Raw genomic sequence first — 20,022 nt, 5'->3', positions numbered from 1 at the left:
TGGAGCCGTAACATGTCGTTTTTGTCCAACGCCCGCATCCCGCTCAAGCTGACCGGGAGCTGCCTCGCTTTCGCGCTGCCCATCGCCGTTCTGACCTACTTCACCCTGCAGGGCCTGAACAAGGATATCGATTTCGCGGAATTGGAAATCTCGGGCAACGCCTACCTGCGCCCGCTGGTCTCTCTGCTGGCCCATCTGCCCGACGCGGAGAAATCCTCCGCCAAGGTGGACCAGGACTTCACAGCGCTGGGCAAACTCCAGGCGCGGCTCGGGGCGGACCTCCAGTTCACCCCGGCGGAGCTGGCCAAGCGCGGGCGCGAAGCCTACCACCCGGACAAGGTGGCCCAGGGCTGGAAGAGCGCCGGCCCCAAGGCCACCCCCATGGCCCTGGACGCCATCGTGGCGGACGTGCGCGGCATGATCTCCCACGCGGGCGACGCCTCCAACCTGATCCTGGACCCCGACCTGGACAGCTACTACCTCATGGACGTGGTGCTGCTGGCCGTGCCCCAGACGCTGGACCGCACGGCCAAGGCCCTGCGCGACGCCCTGCCCATGACCGGCGGCAGCGACCTGAGCCTGTCCGAACGCAGCGCCCTGGCCGTGTACACCGCCATGCTGCGCGAATCCGACCTGGAGCGCGTCCTGGCGGACCTGGGCACCGCCATCAAGGAGGACGAGAACTTCTACGGCGTCTCCCCCACGCTCCAGAGCAACGTGCCTCCCGCCATGCAGGCCTACGAGAAGGCCAACAAGGATCTCATCTCGGCCATGGAGAAGATGAACCGGGGCGGCAGGGTCATGCGCGACGAGCTGGCCGCGTTGGGCGACAAGGCCATCGTTGCGGACATGGCCCTCTGGGACACCTGCTCCAAGGAGCTCGACACCCTGCTGGCCAAGCGCGTGGCCCACTACAAGCGCAACGCCATCCTGGCCCTGGGCCTGAGCCTGCTGGCCGTGCTGGCGGCCTGCGCCATGGTGGCCCTCATCGGCCGCAGCATCGTTATCCAGTTGCGCAGCCTGCGCGGCTACGCCGAGAAGGTCTCCCACGGCCAGCTCGAGGCGCCCCTCCCCCGCGACTGCCGTGCCGAATTCGCCGAACTTTCGGGGGACATCCAGGACATGGTGCGCGAGCTGCGCAAGCGCCTGGGCTTCAACCAGGGCCTGCTGCGGGCCTTCAAGGTGCCCCTGCTGGTGGCCGACGCCGAGTGCAAGGTGACCTACACCAACCAGGAGCTGCTGGACTTCATCGAGGTGGAGGGCAAGCCCGAGGCCTGGACCGGGCTCACCGTGGCCGAACTGGTACGCAACGACGCCACCAAGCCCACCATCATGTCCGACTGCCTGGACAACAAGCGCTGCGCCTACAAGGCCGAGATCGACTTCACCACACGCCGGGGCAACATCCACCACGCCCTGGTGGACTCAGAGCTGCTGCACGACCTGGACGGCAACGTCATCGGCGTCTGCGGCGTGCTCACCAACATCACCGACATCAAGCGCCACGAGAGCGAGCTGGAGAAGCGCAACAACGCCCTGGCCCTGGCGGCCAGCACCTCCCAGGACATCGCCGTGGGCCTGGGCGAGGCCATGCGCAGGCTCTCCGGCTGCATCGCCCAGGCCGCCGAGGGCGCCAGCCTCCAGAACGAGCGCGCCTCCGAGACGGTCTCCGCCGTGGCCGCCATGAACGGCTCGGCCCAGCAGGTGGCCGACCTGGCCGGGGAGGCCGCCCAGAGCGCCGAGACCGCCCGCGGCACCGCCCAGGAGGGCGAGGCCATGGTGCGCACGGCCGTGAAGTCCATCGCCTCGGTGCAGGGCCAGGTGCTCGAGCTGCAGCAGCGCATGCGCGAGCTGGGCGCGCAGGCCGAGAACGTGGGCAAGGTGCTCCAGGTGATCGGCGACATCGCGGATCAGACCAACCTGCTGGCCCTCAACGCCGCCATCGAGGCGGCCCGCGCGGGCGATGCCGGGCGCGGCTTCGCGGTCGTGGCCGACGAGGTGCGAAAATTGGCCGAGAAGACCATGCAGGCCACCCACGAGGTGGGCGCCACCCTGGACGCCATCCGCTCCGGCGCGGCCGGCACCCTCTCCGCCACGGAGAAGGCCGCCAAGGAGATCGTGGAGACCACGGAGCTGGCCCAGTCCTCCGGCGACTACCTGGGCCGCATCGTCTCCATCGTGGAAGGCGCGTCGGAGCAGGCCAAGGCCATCGCCCACGCCGCCGGGGACCAGGCCCGCGCCAGCATGCAGGCCAGCCAGGCCGTGGCCGAGATCGAGGACGTGTCCTCCCGCACGGCGCAAGGCATGGAGGAGGCCTCCCGCGCGCTGGCCGACGTGGACAACCAGGCCGCCAGCCTGGAGGAGCTCATCAGGGGAATGGGGAACTAGGCGAACGTCAGACGATGCGCGCGTTGCCCAGCACGAAGACCAGGCGTTTGTAGAGCTGCGGGTCGAAGGCCCCCTGCATCTCCTCGCGCATGACGGCCAGGGCCTTGTAGGGGTTGAGCGCCTTGGCGTAGGGCCGCTCCGAGGTCAGGGCGTCGTAGGCGTCGCACAGCGCCAGCACCCGCGCCGTGAGCGGGATGGCCTCGCCGGACATGCCCCCGGGGTAGCCTTTGCCGTCCCAGCGCTCGTGGTGGAAGAGGATGGTGTTGGTGGTCACGTGGTTGAGCGGCATGGTGGCGCAGATGCCCAGAGCCCGCACGGGGTGCGTGCGCACGATCTCCCACTCCGCCTGGGTGAGCGGCCCGGCCTTGTTGAGCACGGCGTCGGGTATCTCGGTCTTTCCGATGTCGTGCAGGGCGGCGCCCAGGCCCGCGTCGAACAGGATGGAGCGGTCCACGTCCGGCAGGGACTGCAGCATGGCGATGGTCAGCACCATGGCGTTCAGGGAGTGCGTGTAGGTGTGGTACTTGTGAGAGAGGAACTCCGACAGGCTGGTCAGCGTGCCCGGCTTTGAGAGGAAGGCCAGGCCGCGCTTCACCAGGGTCTGCAGCTCCTGGTAGGTCTTCTCGTCCAGGCCGCGCGGCAGCTTGCCGGTGAAGCTCTGCTTCATGATGCCCGAGGAGATCTGGTAGAACAGGCGGGAGCGCTCCTCCACGGGGATGTCGGGGTTGAGCAGCACCGCGCCCAGGTTCCTGGCCAGGTAGGACTCGTAGTCGAAGCGCTGGTCCACGCGGATGTAGAAGGCCGTGAGATCCAGGGCCTGCTTGAGCTTGGGCTCCACGCTGAAGATCTCGCCCTTGCGGGCGTAGAGCACGAATCCCCCGGCGCGCTGGAGGTAGAGGTCGAACATGCCCTCCGTGCCGGGCAGGATGGTGTTGGGCTGGATGGGGAAGTAGTCCTCCCCGCGCTGCGAGATCAGGGAGGGCTTCGCGCCGGGCTTGTGCACAGGGTTCATGGGGCCTGTCTCCCCTCGCTCTGCGCCTGGACCGGGTGCTCCTTCGCGGCCCGGTGGCCCGCGCCTGACGGGTTGGCCCGCCCGGTGAGGCGCGCCAGCAGGAACTGCTCCGGGTCGCGCCCGTCCAGCCGGGCGATGTCCATCTCGGCCCGGCCCGCCATCATGTGCCCGCCCGCGCTGCCGTAGTCCCCGAACCAGGCATGGGCCTTCTTGCCCATGTCGCGCCGCAGGCCGTCGGAGCGCATCACGGCCACCAGCTTGTCGCCGTACTGGCCCGCGATGCAATCCCAGGAGAGGCCGTGCACCCGCAGGAAGAAGTCGGCCAGCACCACCAGCACGTCGGGGTTTTCCACCTTGCCCACGTAGGCCAGGAAGCCCTCCCGCCCGATGTAGCGCGCTCGGGCGAAGGCCCGGGAGAAGAACTTCAGCCAGCGGCGGTGGAAATCCGAGTGCACGATGCGCCGCAGCAGCATCTTGTCCGCGTACTTGGAGAGGTAGCTGAAGGCCTTCACGTCCGTGTCGCAGAAGTGGCGCTCGAAGGTCATGGTGTCGGTCTTGATGGCGTAGAGCAGGGCCGTGGCCAGGAGCTTCCCCGGGACGATGCCCAGGTTGTAGAGGTACTCCGTGAGCAACGCGCTGCAGGAGCCGTACTCCGGGTGTATCTCGACGTATTTGGCCTGCACGGGGTGCCTGGGGTCCAGCGGGTGGTGGTCCAGGATCACGTCGTAGTCCAGGGGCGGGAACTCGGTGCAGTGGTGCGGCTGGGAGTCCACCATGGCGAAATGCTGGTAGAGGCCGGTCATGCCCGGGGTCAGCCTGGCCAGGGGGATGCGCAGGCTGTGGATCATGGTCAGGTTGTCCGGGCGGGAGATCTCGTTGACGTGGGCGATGTCGGCCTGGGCTCCGCGGCTGCGGATGATCTGGCGCAGGGCCATGGCGCTGCCGATGGCGTCGGGATCGGCGTTGATGACGATCAGCCAGCGCTGCTGGGGGCGCATCAGGCCCGTGAGCCCGGCCAGCTTTTCGGTGAGCACTCTGAAGATCGCCATGTCCCTCTCACTTGAGCCTGAGCGGCAGCCCGGCCACGCTCAGGCGAACTTCGTCGGCCAGGGCCGCCAGCCGCTGGTTGAGCGCGCCCTGCGCCCTGGCGAACCGGCGCACCAGGGAGGTGGCCGCCACCGGGCCGAGGCCCACCTCGCAACTCACCAGCAGGCAGTGCGGGGCGTCCGCCCCGCGAAAGGCCTCCAGGGCGCGGGCCAGCTCCTCAGAGCGGTCCCGCCCGTCCTCCAGGCAGGCGAACACCCAGAAGTCCAGGCTGTCCACCAGCACCTTGAGGCCCTTGGCCGAGGCCTCCTGCAGGGCCGCGCCCAGCTCCAGCCCGGGTTCGAGCACGGGCAGCGCGGGGTCGCGGGCCTGGCGGTGCGCCAGGATCTGCCGGCGGAAGCCCTCGTCGCGGGCCCGGCCCATGGCCAGGATCACGCCCGGCCCGGGCGCCTCCTGAAACAGGCCGTAGGCCATGTCGGACTTGCCCGATTTCTCGCCGCCAAGCACCAGCCGGATCATGGGGCAGTTCCCCACTCGTGGTGCAGACCGTAGAATGTTTCCAGGCTGGCCCGCAAGTCCTCTTCGGAAAAAACTTCAAAAAGCACCGGCGTTTTCGCGGGCAAGGCCTCGAACACGGCGCGCAGTTCTTCCGCCTGCGCCGGGGTGAGCCTGTCCAGGGCCAGGTGGCTGTGCCTGCCCGCCTCGGTGCCGGGGGCGTAGCAGTGCAAAAGCTCCACCCGCTCCCACAGGCCGGGCAGGCCCGGCAGCCAGGCTTGCCCGAAGGCCATCATGTGCCCCACGTCCAGGCACACGGGCAGATCCAGGGCCTGGATCACCGGCCAGTGCCGCCGCAGGCCCTGGCCGGGCACGTTCTCCACCAGCAGCCGCCAGCCCGGGGCGGCCTCGCGCCAGAGCGCGGCCACGCCCTCGAGCTGCCCGGGGTCGGCGGGCGGATGCAGCACCCCGCCCCAGGGCGAGAGGTTCCCGGCCAGCTCCATCAGCCGGGAGATCACGGCGTACACGGCCTCGGCCCCGCGCTCCCAGGGCAGATCCACGGGCAGGTGCGCGTGGGATTCCAGGCCGGGGATGGCCGGGATGTCTTCCGGGGTGTAGGCCAGGGAGGGCGCGCTCTGGTAGAAGAGCAGCGCGGCCTGGCGCACGGGCAGGTCCCAGGCGGCGATGCGCGCCAGGTTGTCGGCCAGGGTGGTGGGCCAGAGCCAGCTCGTGGCGGCCAGCACGCGGGAGGGAACCTCGGAGGAAGGAATGTTTTCGCTTGTCATGCCTGGGGCTGCTTGTTACAAAAGCATGTCTTTGATTGACTCGACCTTGCTCAATAATTGCAGCAGGTTATGAGTTTTCATTTTTGTCAGGGGGACCCGAGGAGTGGCTCGTATCCGCAACGCAATCCAGCACGTTTTCAATCCGCTGCACGTCTACTGCCGCCTGAAGGATTTCGGGCTGCCCGGGCCGGTCGCCAAGAAAGTGTGCCGCGCCTACGAACGCTTCCTATTCCCTCTGCTGCCCTGAGCGCAAGCCCCCCGCATCCCCGCTCTTTTCCTTCGCCCCAACCGGGCGTTTTGCTGTTGTGTTTCGCCACGCCGCCCTGTACCCATCTCCCGGGCGGGCCTGGCTCCGCCCGCGCATTCCCAGATCAAGGACGCCCCGTGAAGAGCCCGCGCGCGACGCTTGCGATCATCATCCTGCTGGTGGCAGTGGTTGCCTCCCTGGCTTCCCTGGAGTTCGCCCGGGTCTCGCGGATGTTCTACGCACAGATCGTGGAGTCCGAGAGCCGGGGCGTGCGCGACCGCCTGAGCGCGCACCTGGTGCCCGCGCTCACCTCCCTCAGCCTGACCAGCAGGCTGCTGGGCCAGTCCCAGACGAGGGGCCTGGCCCCGGACAGCCCGGAGATGCTGGTGCTCTCCACCCTGACCAACGAGGCCTCCGTGGACGCGGCCACCCTGCTGGACCAGCGGGGCGTGGTGGCCCTGGCCGCGCGCCTGCCCGAGGGCTTCGCCCTCTACGTGCGCCCGGGCGGCGAGGAGCCGCAGGGCAAGCGCCTGCTCCTGGACAGGAACATGCACCCCGCCGGGCAGGCCGACATTTCCGACGACAACCTGGCCGCCCTGGCCGCCGAGATAATGCGGGCCTCCGGCCGTGAGCCCCGCTCCTGGCCCGCCTGGACCGGCGTGCACCCCCTGCCCGGCTCCGGCCGCTCCGCCGTGAGCGTGGCCGCGCCCGCCGGGCCTGACGGAAACGCCGCCCAGGAGTTCTGCTTCAGCTTCACCGTGGAGCGGCTGCGCGACGCCTTAAGCGGCGAGCAGCACCTGCAGGACGTGCGCCCCCTGCTCTTCACCCCCTCCGGCCTCCTGCTCGACCTGGACCGCGCGGGCCAGGCCCCCGGCCCCGGCCCCCTGTTCGTGCCCCGGCAGCAGGTGGAGGACAAGGCCCGCGCGGGCGCCATGAACGCCTGGCTGGCCCAGGACAAGCCCGTGGGCGAGGCCTTCAGCTTCCAGGCCGGGGGCGCGGCCTGGTGGGCCGCCCTGCAACCCGTGTCCGACGCGGCGTACCCGGCCTCGGCCGGGCTGGCCGTCTCGCAGGAGGCCCTGCTCTCCCTCATCCTGACGGACAACCGCACCCCCCTGCTGCTGGGCGGCGGGGTGATCCTGGTGCTCGGGCTGCTGGTGGTGCTGGGCGTGCAGTTGCGAAAACGCGGGCGCGCTTCGCCCGGCCCCTTCTTCGAGACCGAGGCCGACGTGCTCAAGCTTCTGGCGCGCGGCGAGAGCGAACGCCTTGAGTTCAAATCCACCCTGCGCCTCAACCTGGCCTCGGGCAAGTTCGGCAAGGAGATCGAGCTGGCCAGCATGAAGACGCTGGCGGCCTACATGAACACCGACGGCGGCATCCTGGCCGTGGGCGTGGACGACCAGGGCCAGGTGCTGGGCCTGGAGGCCGACGGCTTCGAGAACGACGACCACCTGCTGCGCCACTTCTGCTCCCTTTTCGCCCAGCACATCGGCACCGAGTTCATGCGCCTGGCGCGCTTCGCCCTGCGCAGCGTGGGGGAGGCCCAGGTGCTGCTGATCGAGTGCTCCCCCTCGGAGGAGCCGGTGTTCCTCAAGGGCGCCAAGGAAGAAGAGTTCTACGTGCGCGCCGGGCCATCCAGCCGCAGGCTCTCCATCTCGGAGTTCCACCGCCGCGTCCTGCGCAAGGACGGCTCCCGCTGAGGCGCGAGGCATTGGACACGGGGCGCAAGAAACGCTAGGTGTCGGATACGGTTTCTCCCTGCGGATGCGCGGGGCCAACCGATGTGAGGCGCAGCCACCGGGGCGCGGACGCCGCCCCAGAACCCGAACCGGAGAAAACCATGCGAAAGTTCCTCGTCCTGTCCGTGCTGCTCGTCGCCATGTTGGCGTCCGTTCAGGCCTTCGCGGCGGAAAAACGCATCGTCTTCATCAACTCCGCCGACGTGGAGATCAAGGGCATCTTCCTGGCCCCCACCGGCACCAAGCAGTATGGTCAGAACCTGCTGAAGAAGTACAAGCTCAAGCCCGGCACCAAGACCAACATCGCCGTCCCGCATGATCGCGGAAACTGCATGTGGGACCTGCGCTACACCGTGGTGGACAAGCTCGGCTACACCATCAAGGACGTGGACATCTGCAAGGCCGTGGAGATCGAGCTCTTCCTCAAGGGCGACCAGGCCTGGGCCAACATAAAATAACTTCCGCCCGCCCGCCGGGGCCTTCGGGCCCCGGCCTTTCCTCCCCCCGCCATGAGCCATCCCGACGACACCGTGACCATCTCCTGGGAGCGCTCCATGCAGGGCTTCGACCCGCTGGAGTGGAACACCCTGGCCGCGGGGACGACGCCCTTCATGCGCTGGGAATGGCTTGACCTCCTGGAGCGCTCGGGCAGCGTGCGCCCGGAGACCGGCTGGCTGCCCCTGCACTGCGCCGTGCGCGACGAGGCCGGCCTTGTGGGCGCTGCCCCGCTCTACGCCAAGGGCCACGGCGAGGGCGAGTTCGTGTACGACCGCCTCTGGGCGGACCTGGCCCGGCAGCTCAACATCGAATACTACCCCAAGCTGGTGGCCGCCTCGCCCTTCACCCCCGTGCGGGGCTACAGATTCCTCTCCCGGCCCTCCTTCCCGCGCCGGGCCGCCCTGCACCACTCCATGCTCTCGGGGATGCTCCAACTTGCCCAGTCCAACAACTTCAGCGGGCTGCACGCGCTCTTCATCCAGGACGACTTCGGGGACCAGCTCGAACAGTGGGGCATGACCGCCTGGGAGCATCAGGGATTCATCTGGGAGAACCCGGGATACGCGGACTTCGAGGACTTTCTGGCCACCATGCGCAGCGGCGCGCGCACCACCATCCGCAAGGAGCGCAAACGCCTCGCTGAATCCGGCGTGAAGGTGGAGGTGGTGGAGGGGACGCAGGCCCCGGAGGAGTGGTTCGGGCTCATGCACCACTACTACGAGGACACCAACGACAAGTTCGGCGAGTGGGGCTGCAAGTACCTGACCCGCGAATTCTTCCTGGGGCTGGCGGACTGCTTCCGCGAGCGCCTGGCCTTCAGCGCGGCCTTCGAGAACGGTCGCGACGACCCGGTGGGGCTGGCCCTGCTAATCCACGACGAAGGCGCCCTCTACGGCCGCTACTGGGGCGCGGCCCGCGAAATACCTTTCCTGCATTTCGAGCTGTGCTATTACGCGCCCATGGAATGGGCCATCCGCCGCAGCATCCCTCGCTACGACCCCGGCATGGGCGGCGAGCACAAGCCGCGCCGTGGTTTCCGCTCCCTGACCACGCGCAGCATGCACCGCTACATTGACCCCGTGCTCGCGAAGGTGTTCACCCGCCACATCCCGCAGCTCAACGCCATCGCCCAAGAGCACATCCAACACCTGGAGGCCATGTGTCCCTTCAAAAGGCCCTGAGCGCACTGTTGGCCGCCCTGGCCCTGCCCGCGCTGCTGCTGGCCGGGGCTGCTCCCGCCGGGGCGCAGACCGCGCTGGACGAGCTGTTCATGTCGCAGGAGTGGCAGGCGCGCGGCAACTTGGGCGAGGCCCGGCGCAGCGTGGAGTCGGCCCTGCGCCTGGCCCCGCGGGATAGCTTCGCCCTGGTGCGCCTGGCGCAGCTGGACGCCCTCCAGGGCAAGCTGGACGAGGCGGCGGACGGCCTGAAGGCCGTGCTGGAGGGCGACCCGGACAACGTGCTGGCCCTGATCTGGCTGGGCCACGTGCACCTGGCCCAGGGCTACCCGGCCACTGCGTACACCGCCTATTCCCGCGCCGCCACCCTGGACCCGCAGAACGGCTGGGCCCAGCTCGGCTCGGCCTCCTGCCTGCTGGCCCAGGGGCGCGAGCGGCAGGCCGCCCCGCTTCTGGCCAAGGCCCAGGAGACCGCCGGAGACGACGCCACCCTGCACTTCGCCCTGGGCGAAACCTTTCTGGCAATGGGCCTGCCCGTGAACGCCCGCCTGGAGCTGGAGCGCGCCCTGGACCTGGACCCGCGCAACACCCCGGGCCTTGTGCTGGCGGGCCGGGCCTATCTGCGCCAGGGCATGGACAACCTGGCGCTCAACGCCTGGCGTCAGGCCCTGGCCTTCGAACCCCAGAGCGGGGCCGCGCGGCTGGCCGTGGTCACCGTGTTGGGGAATCAGGCCCGCAAGGCCCTTGCGGAAGGAAAGCGCGAGGAGGCCGAGCGCCTCTGGCGCGGCGTGCTGGGCTATGACCCGCAGGACCCGCAGGCCCGGGAAGGATTGGCCGAGCTGGCCGGCAAGGGCGGCAAGGGCAAGTAACCGCCCTCCTGGCCCTCTCCCGCCGCCCCTTTCCCTTCCATACAGTCCGCAACGCAAAAAAGCCGCCCCGGTCTCCCGGAGCGGCTTTCGTTTGCAGGGTGTTACGCCCTTTAGGCCGGCTTCTCGGCCTTGGGCTTTTTGATCTTGGCCGCGCCCTGGTAGAAGATCAGGCTCTTCTCGCCGGCGGCGGGCTTGGTCACGGGGTACATGCTCATGCACTGGGTCGGGCAGCTCTCAACGCAGACCGCGCAATACACGCAGGCGAAGGAGTCGCAGGTCCAGGTGCGGTTCTTCACGTCCACCGTGATGCACTGGCTGGGGCACTTCTTGGCGCAGGTGGAGCAGAAGATGCACTCCTCCACGTTGATGTCCAGGGTGCCCCGGAAGCGCTCGAAGGGCTCACGGGTGTCGAAGGGGTAGAGCCTCGTGGAGTATTTCCCCATGAGGTTCTTCAGCACGTTTCGCGTCATTTCGAACATGGCTCGGGCTCCTTCTTAGCGCTCGGTGCAGGAGATGCACGGGTCGATGGACAGCACGATGACCGGCACGTCGGCCAGGTCGCAGCCCGGCAGCATGGCCAGGAGCGGCGGGATGTTGGCGAATGTCGGAGTGCGGATCCTGACCCGCTCCAGGAACTTCGAACCGTTGCCCTTGATGTAGTAGAAGAGCTCGCCGCGGGGCTGCTCCACCCTGCGCCACACCTCGCCCTCGGGCTTGGCCTTGAACTTGGCGGCCAGCTCGCCGCCGGGCAGCTTGGCCAGGGCCTGGCGCACCAGGTCGCACGAGGTGTAGACCTCGCGGAAGCGCACCACGCAGCGGGCGTAGGAGTCGCCGTCGTGCTCGACCACGGGCTCGAAATCGAGCTGGCCGTAGGCGGCGTAGCCGGTCATGCGGGCGTCCTGCGCCCAGCCGGAGCCGCGCAGGCAGGGGCCCACGGCGCCGAGCTGGTGGGCCTGCTCCTTGGTGAGCACGCCTTTGCCGCAGCAGCGGCTCTTCACGGTGTAGTCGGAGAGGAGCGTCTTCTCCACCTGGCGCACTTCGGCCTCGATCTTGTCGATCTCGGCGAGAATCCAGGTCTTCTGCTCCTCGGTGATGTCCTTACGGACGCCGCCCACGATGTTGGTGGAGATGACCACGCGGTTGCCCGCAGTGGCTTCCATCAGGTCCATGGAGCGTTCGCGGATGCGCCACAGCTGCATGAACAGGGACTCGAAGCCGAAACCGTCGGCGAAGAGGCCCAGCCACAGCAGGTGGGAGTGGATGCGGTGGATCTCGGACCACATCACGCGCAGGAAGTGCGCGCGCTGGGGCACCTCGATCTTCATCATCTCCTCCACGGCCTCGCAGAAGTTCAGCGCGTGGATGCAGGAGCAGATGCCGCACACCCGCTCAACGATGTTGACCATCTGGTTGTAGTCGCGGATGTCGGTGAGCTTCTCCAGGCCGCGGTGCACGTAGCCCAGGTTGGGGAGAGCCTCGACCACCTTTTCCTCTTCCACCACCAGTTTCAGGTGGATGGGCTCGGGCAGCACCGGATGCTGGGGACCGAAGGGAAGTATAGTACGCATGGGCTAGGCCTCCTCCTTGACCTTGTCTTTCTTGGCGAAAGTGAAGGTGCAGAACGGGCTCTTCACCACTTCGGGCTCGAGGTAGAGCGTGCAGCCGAAGTCGATGACGATATTCTGGAAGTTGACGCCGAACTGGTCCTTGATCTCGTTTTCCGCCAGCAGGGCCGCGAAGTACACCCCGGAGATGGAGGGCACGGCGTCGGCCTTGGGCACGTTGAGGCGCAGGTGCGAGACCTGGAGATCCTTGTCGAAGTGATACAGCACGTCGAAGGTGGAGTCGGTCTTGATTTCCACCGCGGAGATGCCCACGAGGCGCAGCCCCGCGTCGAAGCGGGTCTGGCACTCGGGGATCAGGGTGTCCACCGTGACGGCCTGTTCGTTGGCAAGCATGTTCGATACCTCTCTGGGCTGTGGTTAGCCGGCGGCTTCCAGCTTGGCCTTGACCTTCTCCAGGGCAAGGACCACGCCGTCGATGATGGCCTCGGGCTTGGGGGGGCAGCCGCGGACGTACACGTCCACGGGGATGACCTTGTCCACGCCGCCGACCACGTTGTAGGCCTCGCGGAAAACGCCGCCGGTCAGCCCGCAGGCGCCCATGGCGATGACGGCCTTGGGCTCGGGCATCTGGTCGTAGATGTTTTTGAGCACGTGCTTGTTGCGGTGGTTCACCGTGCCGGTGACCAGCAGAACGTCGGCGTGCTTGGGGTCGCCAATGTTGAGGATGCCGAACCGCTCCACGTCGTAGACGGGGGTGAGGCAGGCCAGCACCTCGATGTCGCAGCCGTTGCAGGAGCCGCAGTCGAAATGAACGACCCACGGCGACTTCAGCCGGCCCTTGTTGATCCAGTCTTTGAGCATGCTCATGGATTTTCTCCCGGTGACGAAGGATTAGCCGGCGTACAGCCAGAGAAGGTTCAGCACCGACAGGGCGAGCCCCCAGCACCACACGCTCTGGAGCATCCACTTCCAGGTCATGCGGGCCGTGACGTTGTCGATGACCAGCTCGGCGAAGTACGTGACCACGAGCAGGATGATCATGCCGGGCGCGCTGGTGGCCCAGAACAGGGCGCACAGGCCGAGCACGAACACCACGTCGTACCAGTGGGCGATCTCGATGATGGCCAGCTGGGGTCCGGAATACTCCGTCAGGACGCCGCGAACCAGCTCCTGGTGGGCGTGGTGGCAGGCGGAGATGTCGAAGGGCGACTTGCGCAGCTTGATCGTCAGCGCGTAGCCGAGCACGATGAACATCAGCGGCAGCTGGTACAGCAGGGGCTTGCCGTAGGCGAACACCTCGCTGACCTTGAAGCTGCCCGTGACCATGGCGATGGACACGAACACCAGGATGATCAGCGGCTCGTAGGTGAGCATGGTGATGAGCTCGCGCTGGGCGCCCACCTGGGCGTAGGGCGACTGGGTGGAGAGCGCGCCCATGACGAAGAAGACCGCGCCGATGGTCATCACGAAGAAGATGAGCAGCAGGTCGGAGCCCATGAAGAACAGGAACACCGTGAGCATGGAGCTCAGCAGGTAGACCCACACGGTGAGCACCTGCCAGGGGTTCATGATCATGGGCGCCTTGCCCAGCAGTTTGAACACGTCGTAGAAGGGCTGCAGGATCGGGGGACCGAAGCGCGACTGCAGACGGGCGGTGATCTTGCGGTCGATACCGGCGATCAGGCCGCCCACGATCGGGGCCAGGAACACCGCCAAGGTGGCGAGCAGGAGCTTACCCATTAGATCACCCCTCCCAGCAGAAGGCCCAGCATGACCGCGAGCAGCACGCCGGAGACCATGTTGATCGGCCCGGTGAGGCGTTCCTCGCCGAAGAGCCAGGTCAGGTAGAAGTTGGATGCCTGGTAGCCCACGGGCGCGCCGGCGGTGCTCAGGAAGGCCTTGTCGTCGCCGGGGGACTGCGCGCCGCAGAGGTAGGGGCCCACGCAATCGGCGGCTTCAACCTTGCGGGCCTGCTTCCAGGCGAAGTAGAAGCCCACGCCCAGCACCAGGAACAGGGGGTAGACGTAGAACACGCCCTGCTGGTTCACGAAGTTGAAGCCGTCGAGCACGAAGCCCGCCGCCTTGTGGGAGCTGCGCACCGCGGGTTCGATCAGCCCGCCGTAGATGAAGGGCACGAACAGCGAGAGCAGCACCGCGCCGGCGGCCAAGAGCACCAGGGGACCGCGCACGGTTCCGGCCTGGGGCTCGGCAGGGACGCCCTTGGGGTACGGGGTGGAGAGCAGGATGCCGGCCCAGCGCGCCCAGAACATCACGGTCAGGCCGGAGCCCAGGGCGAGCATCACGGTCACGGGCATGTACTTCATGGCGGCCGCGCTTTCGATGGCCATCCACTTGCCCATCAGCACGCCGAAGGGGGGCAGCAGCATGGTCACCACGCCGACCAGGGCCACGATGGTGGTCTTGGGCATGACCATGTAGAGCCCGCGCATGTCCTCGAGGTCGCGGGAGTGGATCTTCTGCTCGATGGTGCCCACGCACAGGAACATGAGCGCCTTGGACACCGCGTGGAAGATGATGATGACGATGGCCGCGGTGATGGCCGCCGGGGTGTTGATGCCCGCGCAGGCGATGATCAGGCCCAGGTTGGCGATGGTGGAGTAGGCCAGCACCTTTTTGGCGTTGGACTGCCCCACGGCCAGGGCCGAGGTGGTCAGGAAGGTGAACGCGCCGAACATGGCCAGCGTGCCCGAGAGCATGGTGCCCGCGTAGGCCGGGGCCAGGCGCAGCACCAGGTACACGCCCGCCTTGACCATGGTGGAGGAGTGCAGCAGCGCGGAGACCGGCGTGGGGGCCACCATGGCGCCCGTGAGCCAGCTCTGGAAGGGCACCTGGGCCGACTTGGTGATGCCCGCGTAGCAGAGCATGAACAGCGGGATCAGCGCGGCCGCGCCCGCGGCGGAGAACCCGGGCTTGAGCAGCTCGCTCAGGTAGAGGCCGGTGCCGGTCTTCTGCAGGAAGATCAGCGCGAAGACGAAGGCCACGCCGCCGGTCATGTTCATCCACAGGGCGCGGGTGGCGTTCTTCACGGAGGTCTCGTCCCCGTCGTGGGAGATGAGCATGAAGGAGCAGAAGGTGGTCACTTCCCAGAAGAAGTAGAGCCACAGCAGGCTGTTGGCCAGAACCAGGCCGTTCATGGCGCCGAGGAAGGCGACGAGGTAGAAGAAGAAGCGGGGCTGCTTCGAGCGCGCGAGGTGGAGGTGATCCTCGTGGGCGGGCATGTAGCCCAGCGCGTACACGCAGATGAGCGAGCCCACAATGGAGATGACCAGCACCATGATCATCGACAGGCTGTCGGCGAACATGGCGGGGGCGGCCTTGGCCGCGCCGTGGTCCATCATGAAGAATTCAAGATAGATGAGCCCGACGATCTGGATCGCGGTGAGAGCTGCGACCAGAGGGTTCTTGAGCTTGGTCATGGCGATGACCAGGATGACGAACAACAGGGCAAAATCGAGCAGCGTGATCAAACCGTCCAGGCTGATGCCAAGGATGCTTTTAGGTCCGTACTCGAACGCGCCCTGCCCGACCAGGGCCAGGGAAGCCGCGGCCAGGACCACCGCAGTTCCGACCACGATCAGGCCTCTGGAGCCCTTGTCCCGAAGCAGCAAGAGAGCGATTGCCGCCAGGAACGGGAGCACCACGGTCGCGAAAACCAAGATGTCCATATTCACCTCACGTTAGGTTGTGTCGAGTCAGTCTCCTCGCCTCGAAATCTCTGCGCCTTTTCCTTTCCCTCCCCCGATGTGCGTTATGATACACCGCCGGCCCCCCGGCCGACCGCCAACTGCCGATTCTGGATTTTGATATTGGGCGTAAGTCTTAAGGAATTGGAACATTCCGGTCAAGCCGGGCCGGATTTCCAGGCCGCACGCCTGTTTCTCGCGCTCCGCTGGCGGATTGTTTTTCCGGCCCGGCATAAGCGGTCGCAATCGGCCGGTGAACGGCAGAAATCTCTCGGTAAACGGCGGACGAATTTCCCGTGTCAGAATGACACAGGGCAGAAGTTCTCGGGAAGTGCTCCAGGTTCTTTGCTTGTGCGCAAAAAAACGTTACCAGACAGCTCGAACACATGGATAATGTTTCCTTTTGGCGTTGGGCTCCCAGGAGAGAGGCGTGATGGACGATTACAGGTCTACGTTCAGGGTCGAGGTGGACGAGAGCTACGTCCTTGAACTGGCGGTTTGGCTGCGCAGGAGTTCCGCCATGGGGCACCTGCACCTGAGCGACCTGGGCGATCCCAAGATGATCCAGGGCAGGCCTCCACTGCCGCGCATCGACGACATCTCGTCCAACGGCATGTGCCTCTCCTTCCGCTCGGAGCAGCCCGTGCCCACGGAGAAGTTCCTCGGGGTGGCCGTGCTGGTCTATTTCAAGCTGGTGGACCCCATGGACGTCATGGGCGAGCCTCTGAGCTTTTTCACCGGGTACGATGTGCAGTTCTCCCAGCACCACGGCGCGCGCGACTACCTGGGCCTCAGGCTCCACTGGGACGGCGTACCCGACCAGAACGAGAAGGCAGTCTCCTTCGCGGACGCCACCAAGTACGGCATCGCCGACCTGACCAAGTGGTGCGACGACATGAACCGCAAGGCCCTGGGCCAGCACCACCGCCCCCCAAGCGGGCTGCGCCTTGAGCGCCTGATGCGCGAGCTGGAGATCATCCGCGCCGCCCGCCTGGCCAAGGAGGCCAAGGCCGCCCAGCGCAAGGCCTGATCCGCCCCGCCCAGAATGCAAAACGCCCCCTTCGGCCTGGCCGAAGGGGGCGTTGTCGTTTGATGCGCGGGGCGTGAAGCGCGATCAGCCGCCCTTCTTCATGCCTTCCTCGAGCTCCTCCATGGAGGGCTGCACGTTGGAGGGGATGGCCCGCCGTGCGTACTCCACGGCCAGGATGGGGGCCAGCCCGATGGAGTAGCCCATCAGCGCGGACTTGACCACCTTCAGCCGGGCCTGCTTGGCCGCGGCTTGGTGCTCCAGCAGGGAGCCCATGGGGCCCACGAAGCCGTAGCAGAGCAGCACGCCCAGGAAGGTGCCGACGAGCGCTGCCGCGATGTGGTGGCCGAGCACCTCGGGGGGCTGGTTGATGTCGCCCATGGTGATGACAATGCCCAGCACCGCGGCCACGATGCCCAGGCCCGGCAGGGAGTCCGCGATCTTGCTCACGGAGGCGGCGGGCATGTTGTCGTGGTGTTTGCGGGTGGATATGTCGGTATCCATGATGGCTTCGTAGTGGTGCTGCTCGATGTTGCCCGCGATGACGATCTTCAGGTTGTCGCAGATGAAGTTGAGCACGGTCTTGTTCTTGGAGACCGAGGCGTAGCGGCGGAACACGTCGGAATCCGACGGGCGGTTGACGTGGGCGTCCAGGGCCACCGCGCCGGAGCGGCGGGCCAGCTGGAACAGCTCGTACATCAGGGAGAGCAGCTCGAGGTAGAAGGCCTTGGAGTCTTCCTTGGCGGTAAATATCTGGGGGATGTGCTTGAGCACGTCGATGGCCGTGCTCATGGGCGCGGAGATGAAGAACGCGCCGAAGGCCGCCCCGCCGATGGTCAGGAACTCGTAAGGCTGGACCAGCACGATCAGCTGCCCGTGCGAGAGCACGTAGCCGCCGATGACGCTGCCCAGGACAACGACAATGCCTATGATGGCGTTCATATGGTGCCCGGCCCTCCAGGCGGATGATCTTATGATTCAGGGCAGATACGGCTTGCCCGCCCCAGACGGCGGCCACCTTCCGGACCGGGAGGGGCACCTGCGGCCGCAGCAAATTCCCCCGAAGAGGTCGCGAAGTCAAGCGGCACGAGCGACAGGGCCTCCAGCGGGACCCGCCCCGCAGGCCGCATGGTTCCTTGTTTGCGCGGGAAATGTCGGTTTTTTTTCGCCCTCTTCCTTGACAAACGGCCGGACGTGTCGATTTTTTGCGTCCAAGGGTATTGGCATTTCCCCTGAATTGCCCTATTACGCTGCCGTCGTTAGCACTCGCCAACGCAGAGTGCTAGCAACGACGCAAAAACGCACATTCCACCGGAGGTTTATCCGCTATGAAGCTCAAACCCCTCAACGACCGCGTTCTCGTGAAGCGCCTCGAAGAAGAACTGGTGACCAAGGGCGGCATCATCATCCCCGATTCCGCCAAGGAAAAGCCCATGCGCGGCGAAGTCATCGCCGTTGGCCCCGGCAAGATCGGCGACGACGGCAAGCGCGCCAAGATGTCCGTCGAGAACGGCGACAAGGTGCTCTTCAACAAGTACGCCGGCACCGAGCTGAAGATCGACGGCGAAGAGTTCCTGATGATGCGCGAGGACGACATCCTGGCCGTCATCGACTAAGTTTCCGCTTCATCCGAACCATTCATCCTCAAGAAGGAGACACATATGTCCGCTAAAGAGATTCTTTACGACGCCAAGGCCCGCGAGAAGCTGAAAAGGGGCGTTGACAAGCTCGCCAACGCCGTGAAGGTGACCCTGGGCCCCAAGGGCCGCAACGTCGTGATCGAGAAGAGCTTCGGCTCCCCGATCATCACCAAGGACGGCGTCACCGTGGCCAAGGAAGTCGAACTTGAGGACAAGTTCGAGAACATGGGCGCCCAGATGGTGAAGGAAGTCGCCTCCAAGACCTCCGACGTCGCGGGCGACGGCACCACCACCGCCACCATCCTGGCCCAGGCCGTGTTCAACGAGGGCGTGAAGCTCGTGGCCGCCGGCCGCAACCCCATGGCCATCAAGCGCGGCATCGACAAGGCCGTGGAGGCCCTGGTGGAAGAGCTGGGCGTGCTCGCCAAGCCCACCCGCGACCAGAAGGAGATCGCCCAGGTCGGCACCATCTCCGCCAACTCCGACGCCACCATCGGCAACATCATTGCCGAGGCCATGAACAAGGTCGGCAAGGAAGGCGTCATCACCGTCGAGGAAGCCAAGGGCCTGGAAACCACCCTGGACGTCGTCGAGGGCATGCAGTTCGACCGCGGCTACCTCTCCCCCTACTTCGTGACCGACCCCGAGAAGATGGTCGTCGAGCTGGACGACCCCTTCATCCTCATCAACGAGAAGAAGGTCTCCTCCATGAAGGACCTTCTGCCCGTGCTCGAGCAGGTCGCCAAGATGGCCAAGCCCCTGCTGATCGTCGCCGAGGACGTCGAGGGCGAAGCCCTGGCCACCCTGGTGGTCAACAAGCTGCGCGGCACCCTGCAGGTCTGCGCCGTGAAGGCCCCCGGCTTCGGCGAGCGCCGCAAGGCCATGCTGCAGGACATCGCCATCCTCACCGGCGGCCAGGCCGTCTCCGAGGATCTGGGCATCAAGCTGGAAAGCCTGACCCTGACCGACCTGGGCCGCGCCAAGCGCGTCATCATCGACAAGGACAACACCACCATCATCGACGGCGCCGGCGACAACGAGACCATCAAGGCTCGTGTGAAGCAGATCCGCGCCCAGATCGAAGAGACCACCTCCTCCTACGACCGCGAGAAGCTCCAGGAGCGCCTGGCCAAGATCGTCGGCGGCGTCGCCGTGATCAACGTCGGTGCGGCCACCGAGACCGAGATGAAGGAGAAGAAGGCCCGCGTCGAGGACGCCCTGAACGCCACCCGCGCGGCCGTCGAAGAGGGCATCGTCCCCGGCGGCGGCGTCGCCCTGGTGCGCTGCCTGACCGCCCTCGAGAAGGTCAAGGCCGCCGACGACGACGAGACCGCTGGTATCGAGATCGTCCGCCGCGCCTGCGAAGCCCCCTTGCGCCAGATCTCCGGCAACGCCGGGTTCGAAGGCTCCATCGTCGTGGCCAAGGTGCGCGACGGCAAGGAAGGCTACGGCTTCAACGCCGCCACCGGCGAGTACGAAGACCTGATCAAGGCCGGCGTCATCGACCCCAAGAAGGTCACCCGCATCGCCCTGCAGAACGCCGCTTCCGTCTCCGGCCTGCTGCTCACCACCGAGTGCGCCATCGCCGAGAAGCCCGAAGCCAAGAAGGACACCCCCCCCATGCCCGGCGGCATGGGCGGCATGGGCGGCATGTACTAGACAACGCCCCGTCCCCGCATTGACGAGGCCCCGGACCGCACGGTCCGGGGCCTTTTTCGTTGCGGGCGGTATGCCCGCCGGCGGCTCGGCCAGGCGCTCCGCCGCCCCCCGGGGCGCACGCCCTGCCGAGGTTCGATGCATCGATCAACATGCGGTATTCTCCCGCTTGTCATTGCAA

At 66.7% G+C, this 20,022-nt stretch carries 20 protein-coding genes; 9 read left to right on the top strand and 11 right to left on the bottom strand.

Annotated elements, in window-relative coordinates:
* Positions 1-12 precede the first annotated feature (12 nt).
* Positions 13-2,388: a methyl-accepting chemotaxis protein gene (locus MLE27_RS09565; RefSeq protein ID WP_243311840.1), complete on the top strand. Its 2,376-nt coding sequence runs from the start codon at positions 13-15 to the stop codon at positions 2,386-2,388.
* 7 nt (positions 2,389-2,395) lie between these two features.
* Here MLE27_RS09565 and MLE27_RS09560 read toward each other — a convergent pair whose 3' ends face one another.
* Genes MLE27_RS09560 through cbiR form a run of 4 tightly spaced genes read right to left on the bottom strand, consistent with a single transcriptional unit; the run spans position 2,396 to position 5,724 of the window.
* Positions 2,396-3,400 carry an HD-GYP domain-containing protein gene (locus MLE27_RS09560; protein WP_243311839.1) on the bottom strand — a complete coding sequence of 335 codons (1,005 nt, stop codon included), beginning with the start codon at positions 3,398-3,400 and terminating at the stop codon, positions 2,396-2,398.
* Positions 3,397-4,449 (bottom strand): DHH family phosphoesterase, encoded by a 1,053-nt coding sequence (locus MLE27_RS09555; RefSeq protein WP_243311838.1) that lies wholly within the window; start codon positions 4,447-4,449, stop codon positions 3,397-3,399. Before MLE27_RS09555 ends, MLE27_RS09560 begins: the two co-directional genes overlap by 4 nt.
* 7 nt (positions 4,450-4,456) lie before the next feature.
* Positions 4,457-4,963, bottom strand: a complete 507-nt coding sequence (locus tag MLE27_RS09550; protein WP_243311837.1) for a bifunctional adenosylcobinamide kinase/adenosylcobinamide-phosphate guanylyltransferase — start codon at positions 4,961-4,963, stop codon at positions 4,457-4,459.
* Positions 4,960-5,724, bottom strand: a complete 765-nt coding sequence (cbiR, locus tag MLE27_RS09545) for a cobamide remodeling phosphodiesterase CbiR (RefSeq protein ID WP_243311836.1) — start codon at positions 5,722-5,724, stop codon at positions 4,960-4,962. Before cbiR ends, MLE27_RS09550 begins: the two co-directional genes overlap by 4 nt.
* 103 nt (positions 5,725-5,827) lie before the next feature.
* Between cbiR and MLE27_RS09540 the strand changes: the two genes are divergently transcribed.
* The 5 genes from MLE27_RS09540 to MLE27_RS09520 all read left to right on the top strand — a co-directional run bounded on the left by MLE27_RS09540 (position 5,828) and on the right by MLE27_RS09520 (position 10,249).
* Positions 5,828-5,971 (top strand): hypothetical protein, encoded by a 144-nt coding sequence (locus MLE27_RS09540; protein WP_243311835.1) that lies wholly within the window; start codon positions 5,828-5,830, stop codon positions 5,969-5,971.
* Between the two features lie 137 nt (positions 5,972-6,108).
* The gene (locus MLE27_RS18155; protein WP_243311834.1) at positions 6,109-7,668 is read left to right on the top strand and encodes an AlbA family DNA-binding domain-containing protein; all 1,560 of its coding nucleotides are present in this window, start codon (positions 6,109-6,111) and stop codon (positions 7,666-7,668) included.
* Between the two features lie 140 nt (positions 7,669-7,808).
* Positions 7,809-8,165 (top strand): hypothetical protein, encoded by a 357-nt coding sequence (locus MLE27_RS09530; RefSeq protein ID WP_243311833.1) that lies wholly within the window; start codon positions 7,809-7,811, stop codon positions 8,163-8,165.
* A gap of 51 nt (positions 8,166-8,216) precedes the next feature.
* Positions 8,217-9,386: a GNAT family N-acetyltransferase gene (locus tag MLE27_RS09525; RefSeq protein WP_243311832.1), complete on the top strand. Its 1,170-nt coding sequence runs from the start codon at positions 8,217-8,219 to the stop codon at positions 9,384-9,386.
* Complete coding sequence (locus MLE27_RS09520; protein WP_243311831.1) at positions 9,365-10,249, top strand: tetratricopeptide repeat protein; 885 nt, start codon at positions 9,365-9,367, stop codon at positions 10,247-10,249. The genes MLE27_RS09525 and MLE27_RS09520 overlap by 22 nt, the downstream gene beginning before the upstream one ends.
* A gap of 110 nt (positions 10,250-10,359) precedes the next feature.
* Here the strand turns inward: MLE27_RS09520 and MLE27_RS09515 are convergent, their stop codons facing one another.
* The 6 genes from MLE27_RS09515 to MLE27_RS09490 are packed head-to-tail and all read right to left on the bottom strand — an operon-like array spanning position 10,360 to position 15,500.
* On the bottom strand, positions 10,360-10,728 hold the full coding sequence (locus tag MLE27_RS09515; RefSeq protein WP_243311830.1) for a 4Fe-4S binding protein: 369 nt from the start codon (positions 10,726-10,728) through the stop codon (positions 10,360-10,362).
* 15 nt (positions 10,729-10,743) lie between these two features.
* A complete protein-coding gene (locus tag MLE27_RS09510) occupies positions 10,744-11,817 on the bottom strand; it encodes a hydrogenase large subunit (RefSeq protein WP_243311829.1) in 1,074 nt (357 codons plus the stop codon).
* A 3-nt stretch (positions 11,818-11,820) separates the two neighbouring features.
* A complete protein-coding gene (locus MLE27_RS09505) occupies positions 11,821-12,207 on the bottom strand; it encodes an NADH-quinone oxidoreductase subunit C (RefSeq protein ID WP_243311828.1) in 387 nt (128 codons plus the stop codon).
* A 24-nt stretch (positions 12,208-12,231) separates the two neighbouring features.
* On the bottom strand, positions 12,232-12,675 hold the full coding sequence (locus tag MLE27_RS09500) for an NADH-quinone oxidoreductase subunit B family protein (RefSeq protein WP_243311851.1): 444 nt from the start codon (positions 12,673-12,675) through the stop codon (positions 12,232-12,234).
* Positions 12,676-12,705: 30 nt separating this feature from the next.
* Entirely contained in the window at positions 12,706-13,554 is an 849-nt protein-coding gene (locus MLE27_RS09495) for a respiratory chain complex I subunit 1 family protein (RefSeq protein ID WP_243311827.1), read from the bottom strand.
* Positions 13,554-15,500, bottom strand: coding sequence for an NADH-quinone oxidoreductase subunit 5 family protein (locus tag MLE27_RS09490; protein WP_243311826.1), 1,947 nt, complete (start codon positions 15,498-15,500; stop codon positions 13,554-13,556). Before MLE27_RS09490 ends, MLE27_RS09495 begins: the two co-directional genes overlap by 1 nt.
* A gap of 448 nt (positions 15,501-15,948) precedes the next feature.
* Here MLE27_RS09490 and MLE27_RS09485 point away from each other — a divergent pair, with 448 nt between their 5' ends.
* Positions 15,949-16,548: a hypothetical protein gene (locus MLE27_RS09485; protein ID WP_243311825.1), complete on the top strand. Its 600-nt coding sequence runs from the start codon at positions 15,949-15,951 to the stop codon at positions 16,546-16,548.
* An 84-nt stretch (positions 16,549-16,632) separates the two neighbouring features.
* On the opposite strand, the gene motA is transcribed toward MLE27_RS09485, so the two are convergent.
* Positions 16,633-17,487, bottom strand: a complete 855-nt coding sequence (motA, locus tag MLE27_RS09480; protein ID WP_243311824.1) for a flagellar motor stator protein MotA — start codon at positions 17,485-17,487, stop codon at positions 16,633-16,635.
* Between the two features lie 386 nt (positions 17,488-17,873).
* On the opposite strand from motA, the gene groES reads away from it, so the two are divergent.
* Positions 17,874-18,161 carry a co-chaperone GroES gene (groES, locus tag MLE27_RS09475; RefSeq protein ID WP_243311823.1) on the top strand — a complete coding sequence of 96 codons (288 nt, stop codon included), beginning with the start codon at positions 17,874-17,876 and terminating at the stop codon, positions 18,159-18,161.
* A gap of 45 nt (positions 18,162-18,206) precedes the next feature.
* The gene (gene groL / locus MLE27_RS09470; RefSeq protein WP_243311822.1) at positions 18,207-19,844 is read left to right on the top strand and encodes a chaperonin GroEL; all 1,638 of its coding nucleotides are present in this window, start codon (positions 18,207-18,209) and stop codon (positions 19,842-19,844) included.
* Positions 19,845-20,022: the final 178 nt, after the last annotated feature.

The sequence above is a fragment of the Fundidesulfovibrio agrisoli genome (assembly GCF_022808715.1).
GTDB classification, from domain to species: Bacteria; Desulfobacterota; Desulfovibrionia; order Desulfovibrionales; family Desulfovibrionaceae; genus Fundidesulfovibrio; species Fundidesulfovibrio agrisoli.
Note: the sequence above shows the minus strand (reverse complement) of the source record. Positions and strands in the feature narration are given on the sequence as shown.

What these genes read in the sequence shown, in the direction of transcription:
- MLE27_RS09565 (WP_243311840.1), top strand. Translation starts at nt 13, where the DNA reads ATGTCGTTTTTGTCCAACGCCCGCATCCCGCTCAAGCTGACCGGGAGC.
- MLE27_RS09560 (WP_243311839.1), bottom strand. Translation starts at nt 3,400, where the DNA reads ATGAACCCTGTGCACAAGCCCGGCGCGAAGCCCTCCCTGATCTCGCAG.
- MLE27_RS09555 (WP_243311838.1), bottom strand. Translation starts at nt 4,449, where the DNA reads ATGGCGATCTTCAGAGTGCTCACCGAAAAGCTGGCCGGGCTCACGGGC.
- MLE27_RS09550 (WP_243311837.1), bottom strand. Translation starts at nt 4,963, where the DNA reads ATGATCCGGCTGGTGCTTGGCGGCGAGAAATCGGGCAAGTCCGACATG.
- cbiR (WP_243311836.1), bottom strand. Translation starts at nt 5,724, where the DNA reads ATGACAAGCGAAAACATTCCTTCCTCCGAGGTTCCCTCCCGCGTGCTG.
- MLE27_RS09530 (WP_243311833.1), top strand. Translation starts at nt 7,809, where the DNA reads ATGCGAAAGTTCCTCGTCCTGTCCGTGCTGCTCGTCGCCATGTTGGCG.
- MLE27_RS09525 (WP_243311832.1), top strand. Translation starts at nt 8,217, where the DNA reads ATGAGCCATCCCGACGACACCGTGACCATCTCCTGGGAGCGCTCCATG.
- MLE27_RS09515 (WP_243311830.1), bottom strand. Translation starts at nt 10,728, where the DNA reads ATGTTCGAAATGACGCGAAACGTGCTGAAGAACCTCATGGGGAAATAC.
- MLE27_RS09510 (WP_243311829.1), bottom strand. Translation starts at nt 11,817, where the DNA reads ATGCGTACTATACTTCCCTTCGGTCCCCAGCATCCGGTGCTGCCCGAG.
- MLE27_RS09505 (WP_243311828.1), bottom strand. Translation starts at nt 12,207, where the DNA reads ATGCTTGCCAACGAACAGGCCGTCACGGTGGACACCCTGATCCCCGAG.
- MLE27_RS09500 (WP_243311851.1), bottom strand. Translation starts at nt 12,675, where the DNA reads ATGCTCAAAGACTGGATCAACAAGGGCCGGCTGAAGTCGCCGTGGGTC.
- MLE27_RS09495 (WP_243311827.1), bottom strand. Translation starts at nt 13,554, where the DNA reads ATGGGTAAGCTCCTGCTCGCCACCTTGGCGGTGTTCCTGGCCCCGATC.
- MLE27_RS09490 (WP_243311826.1), bottom strand. Translation starts at nt 15,500, where the DNA reads ATGGACATCTTGGTTTTCGCGACCGTGGTGCTCCCGTTCCTGGCGGCA.
- motA (WP_243311824.1), bottom strand. Translation starts at nt 17,487, where the DNA reads ATGAACGCCATCATAGGCATTGTCGTTGTCCTGGGCAGCGTCATCGGC.
- groES (WP_243311823.1), top strand. Translation starts at nt 17,874, where the DNA reads ATGAAGCTCAAACCCCTCAACGACCGCGTTCTCGTGAAGCGCCTCGAA.
- groL (WP_243311822.1), top strand. Translation starts at nt 18,207, where the DNA reads ATGTCCGCTAAAGAGATTCTTTACGACGCCAAGGCCCGCGAGAAGCTG.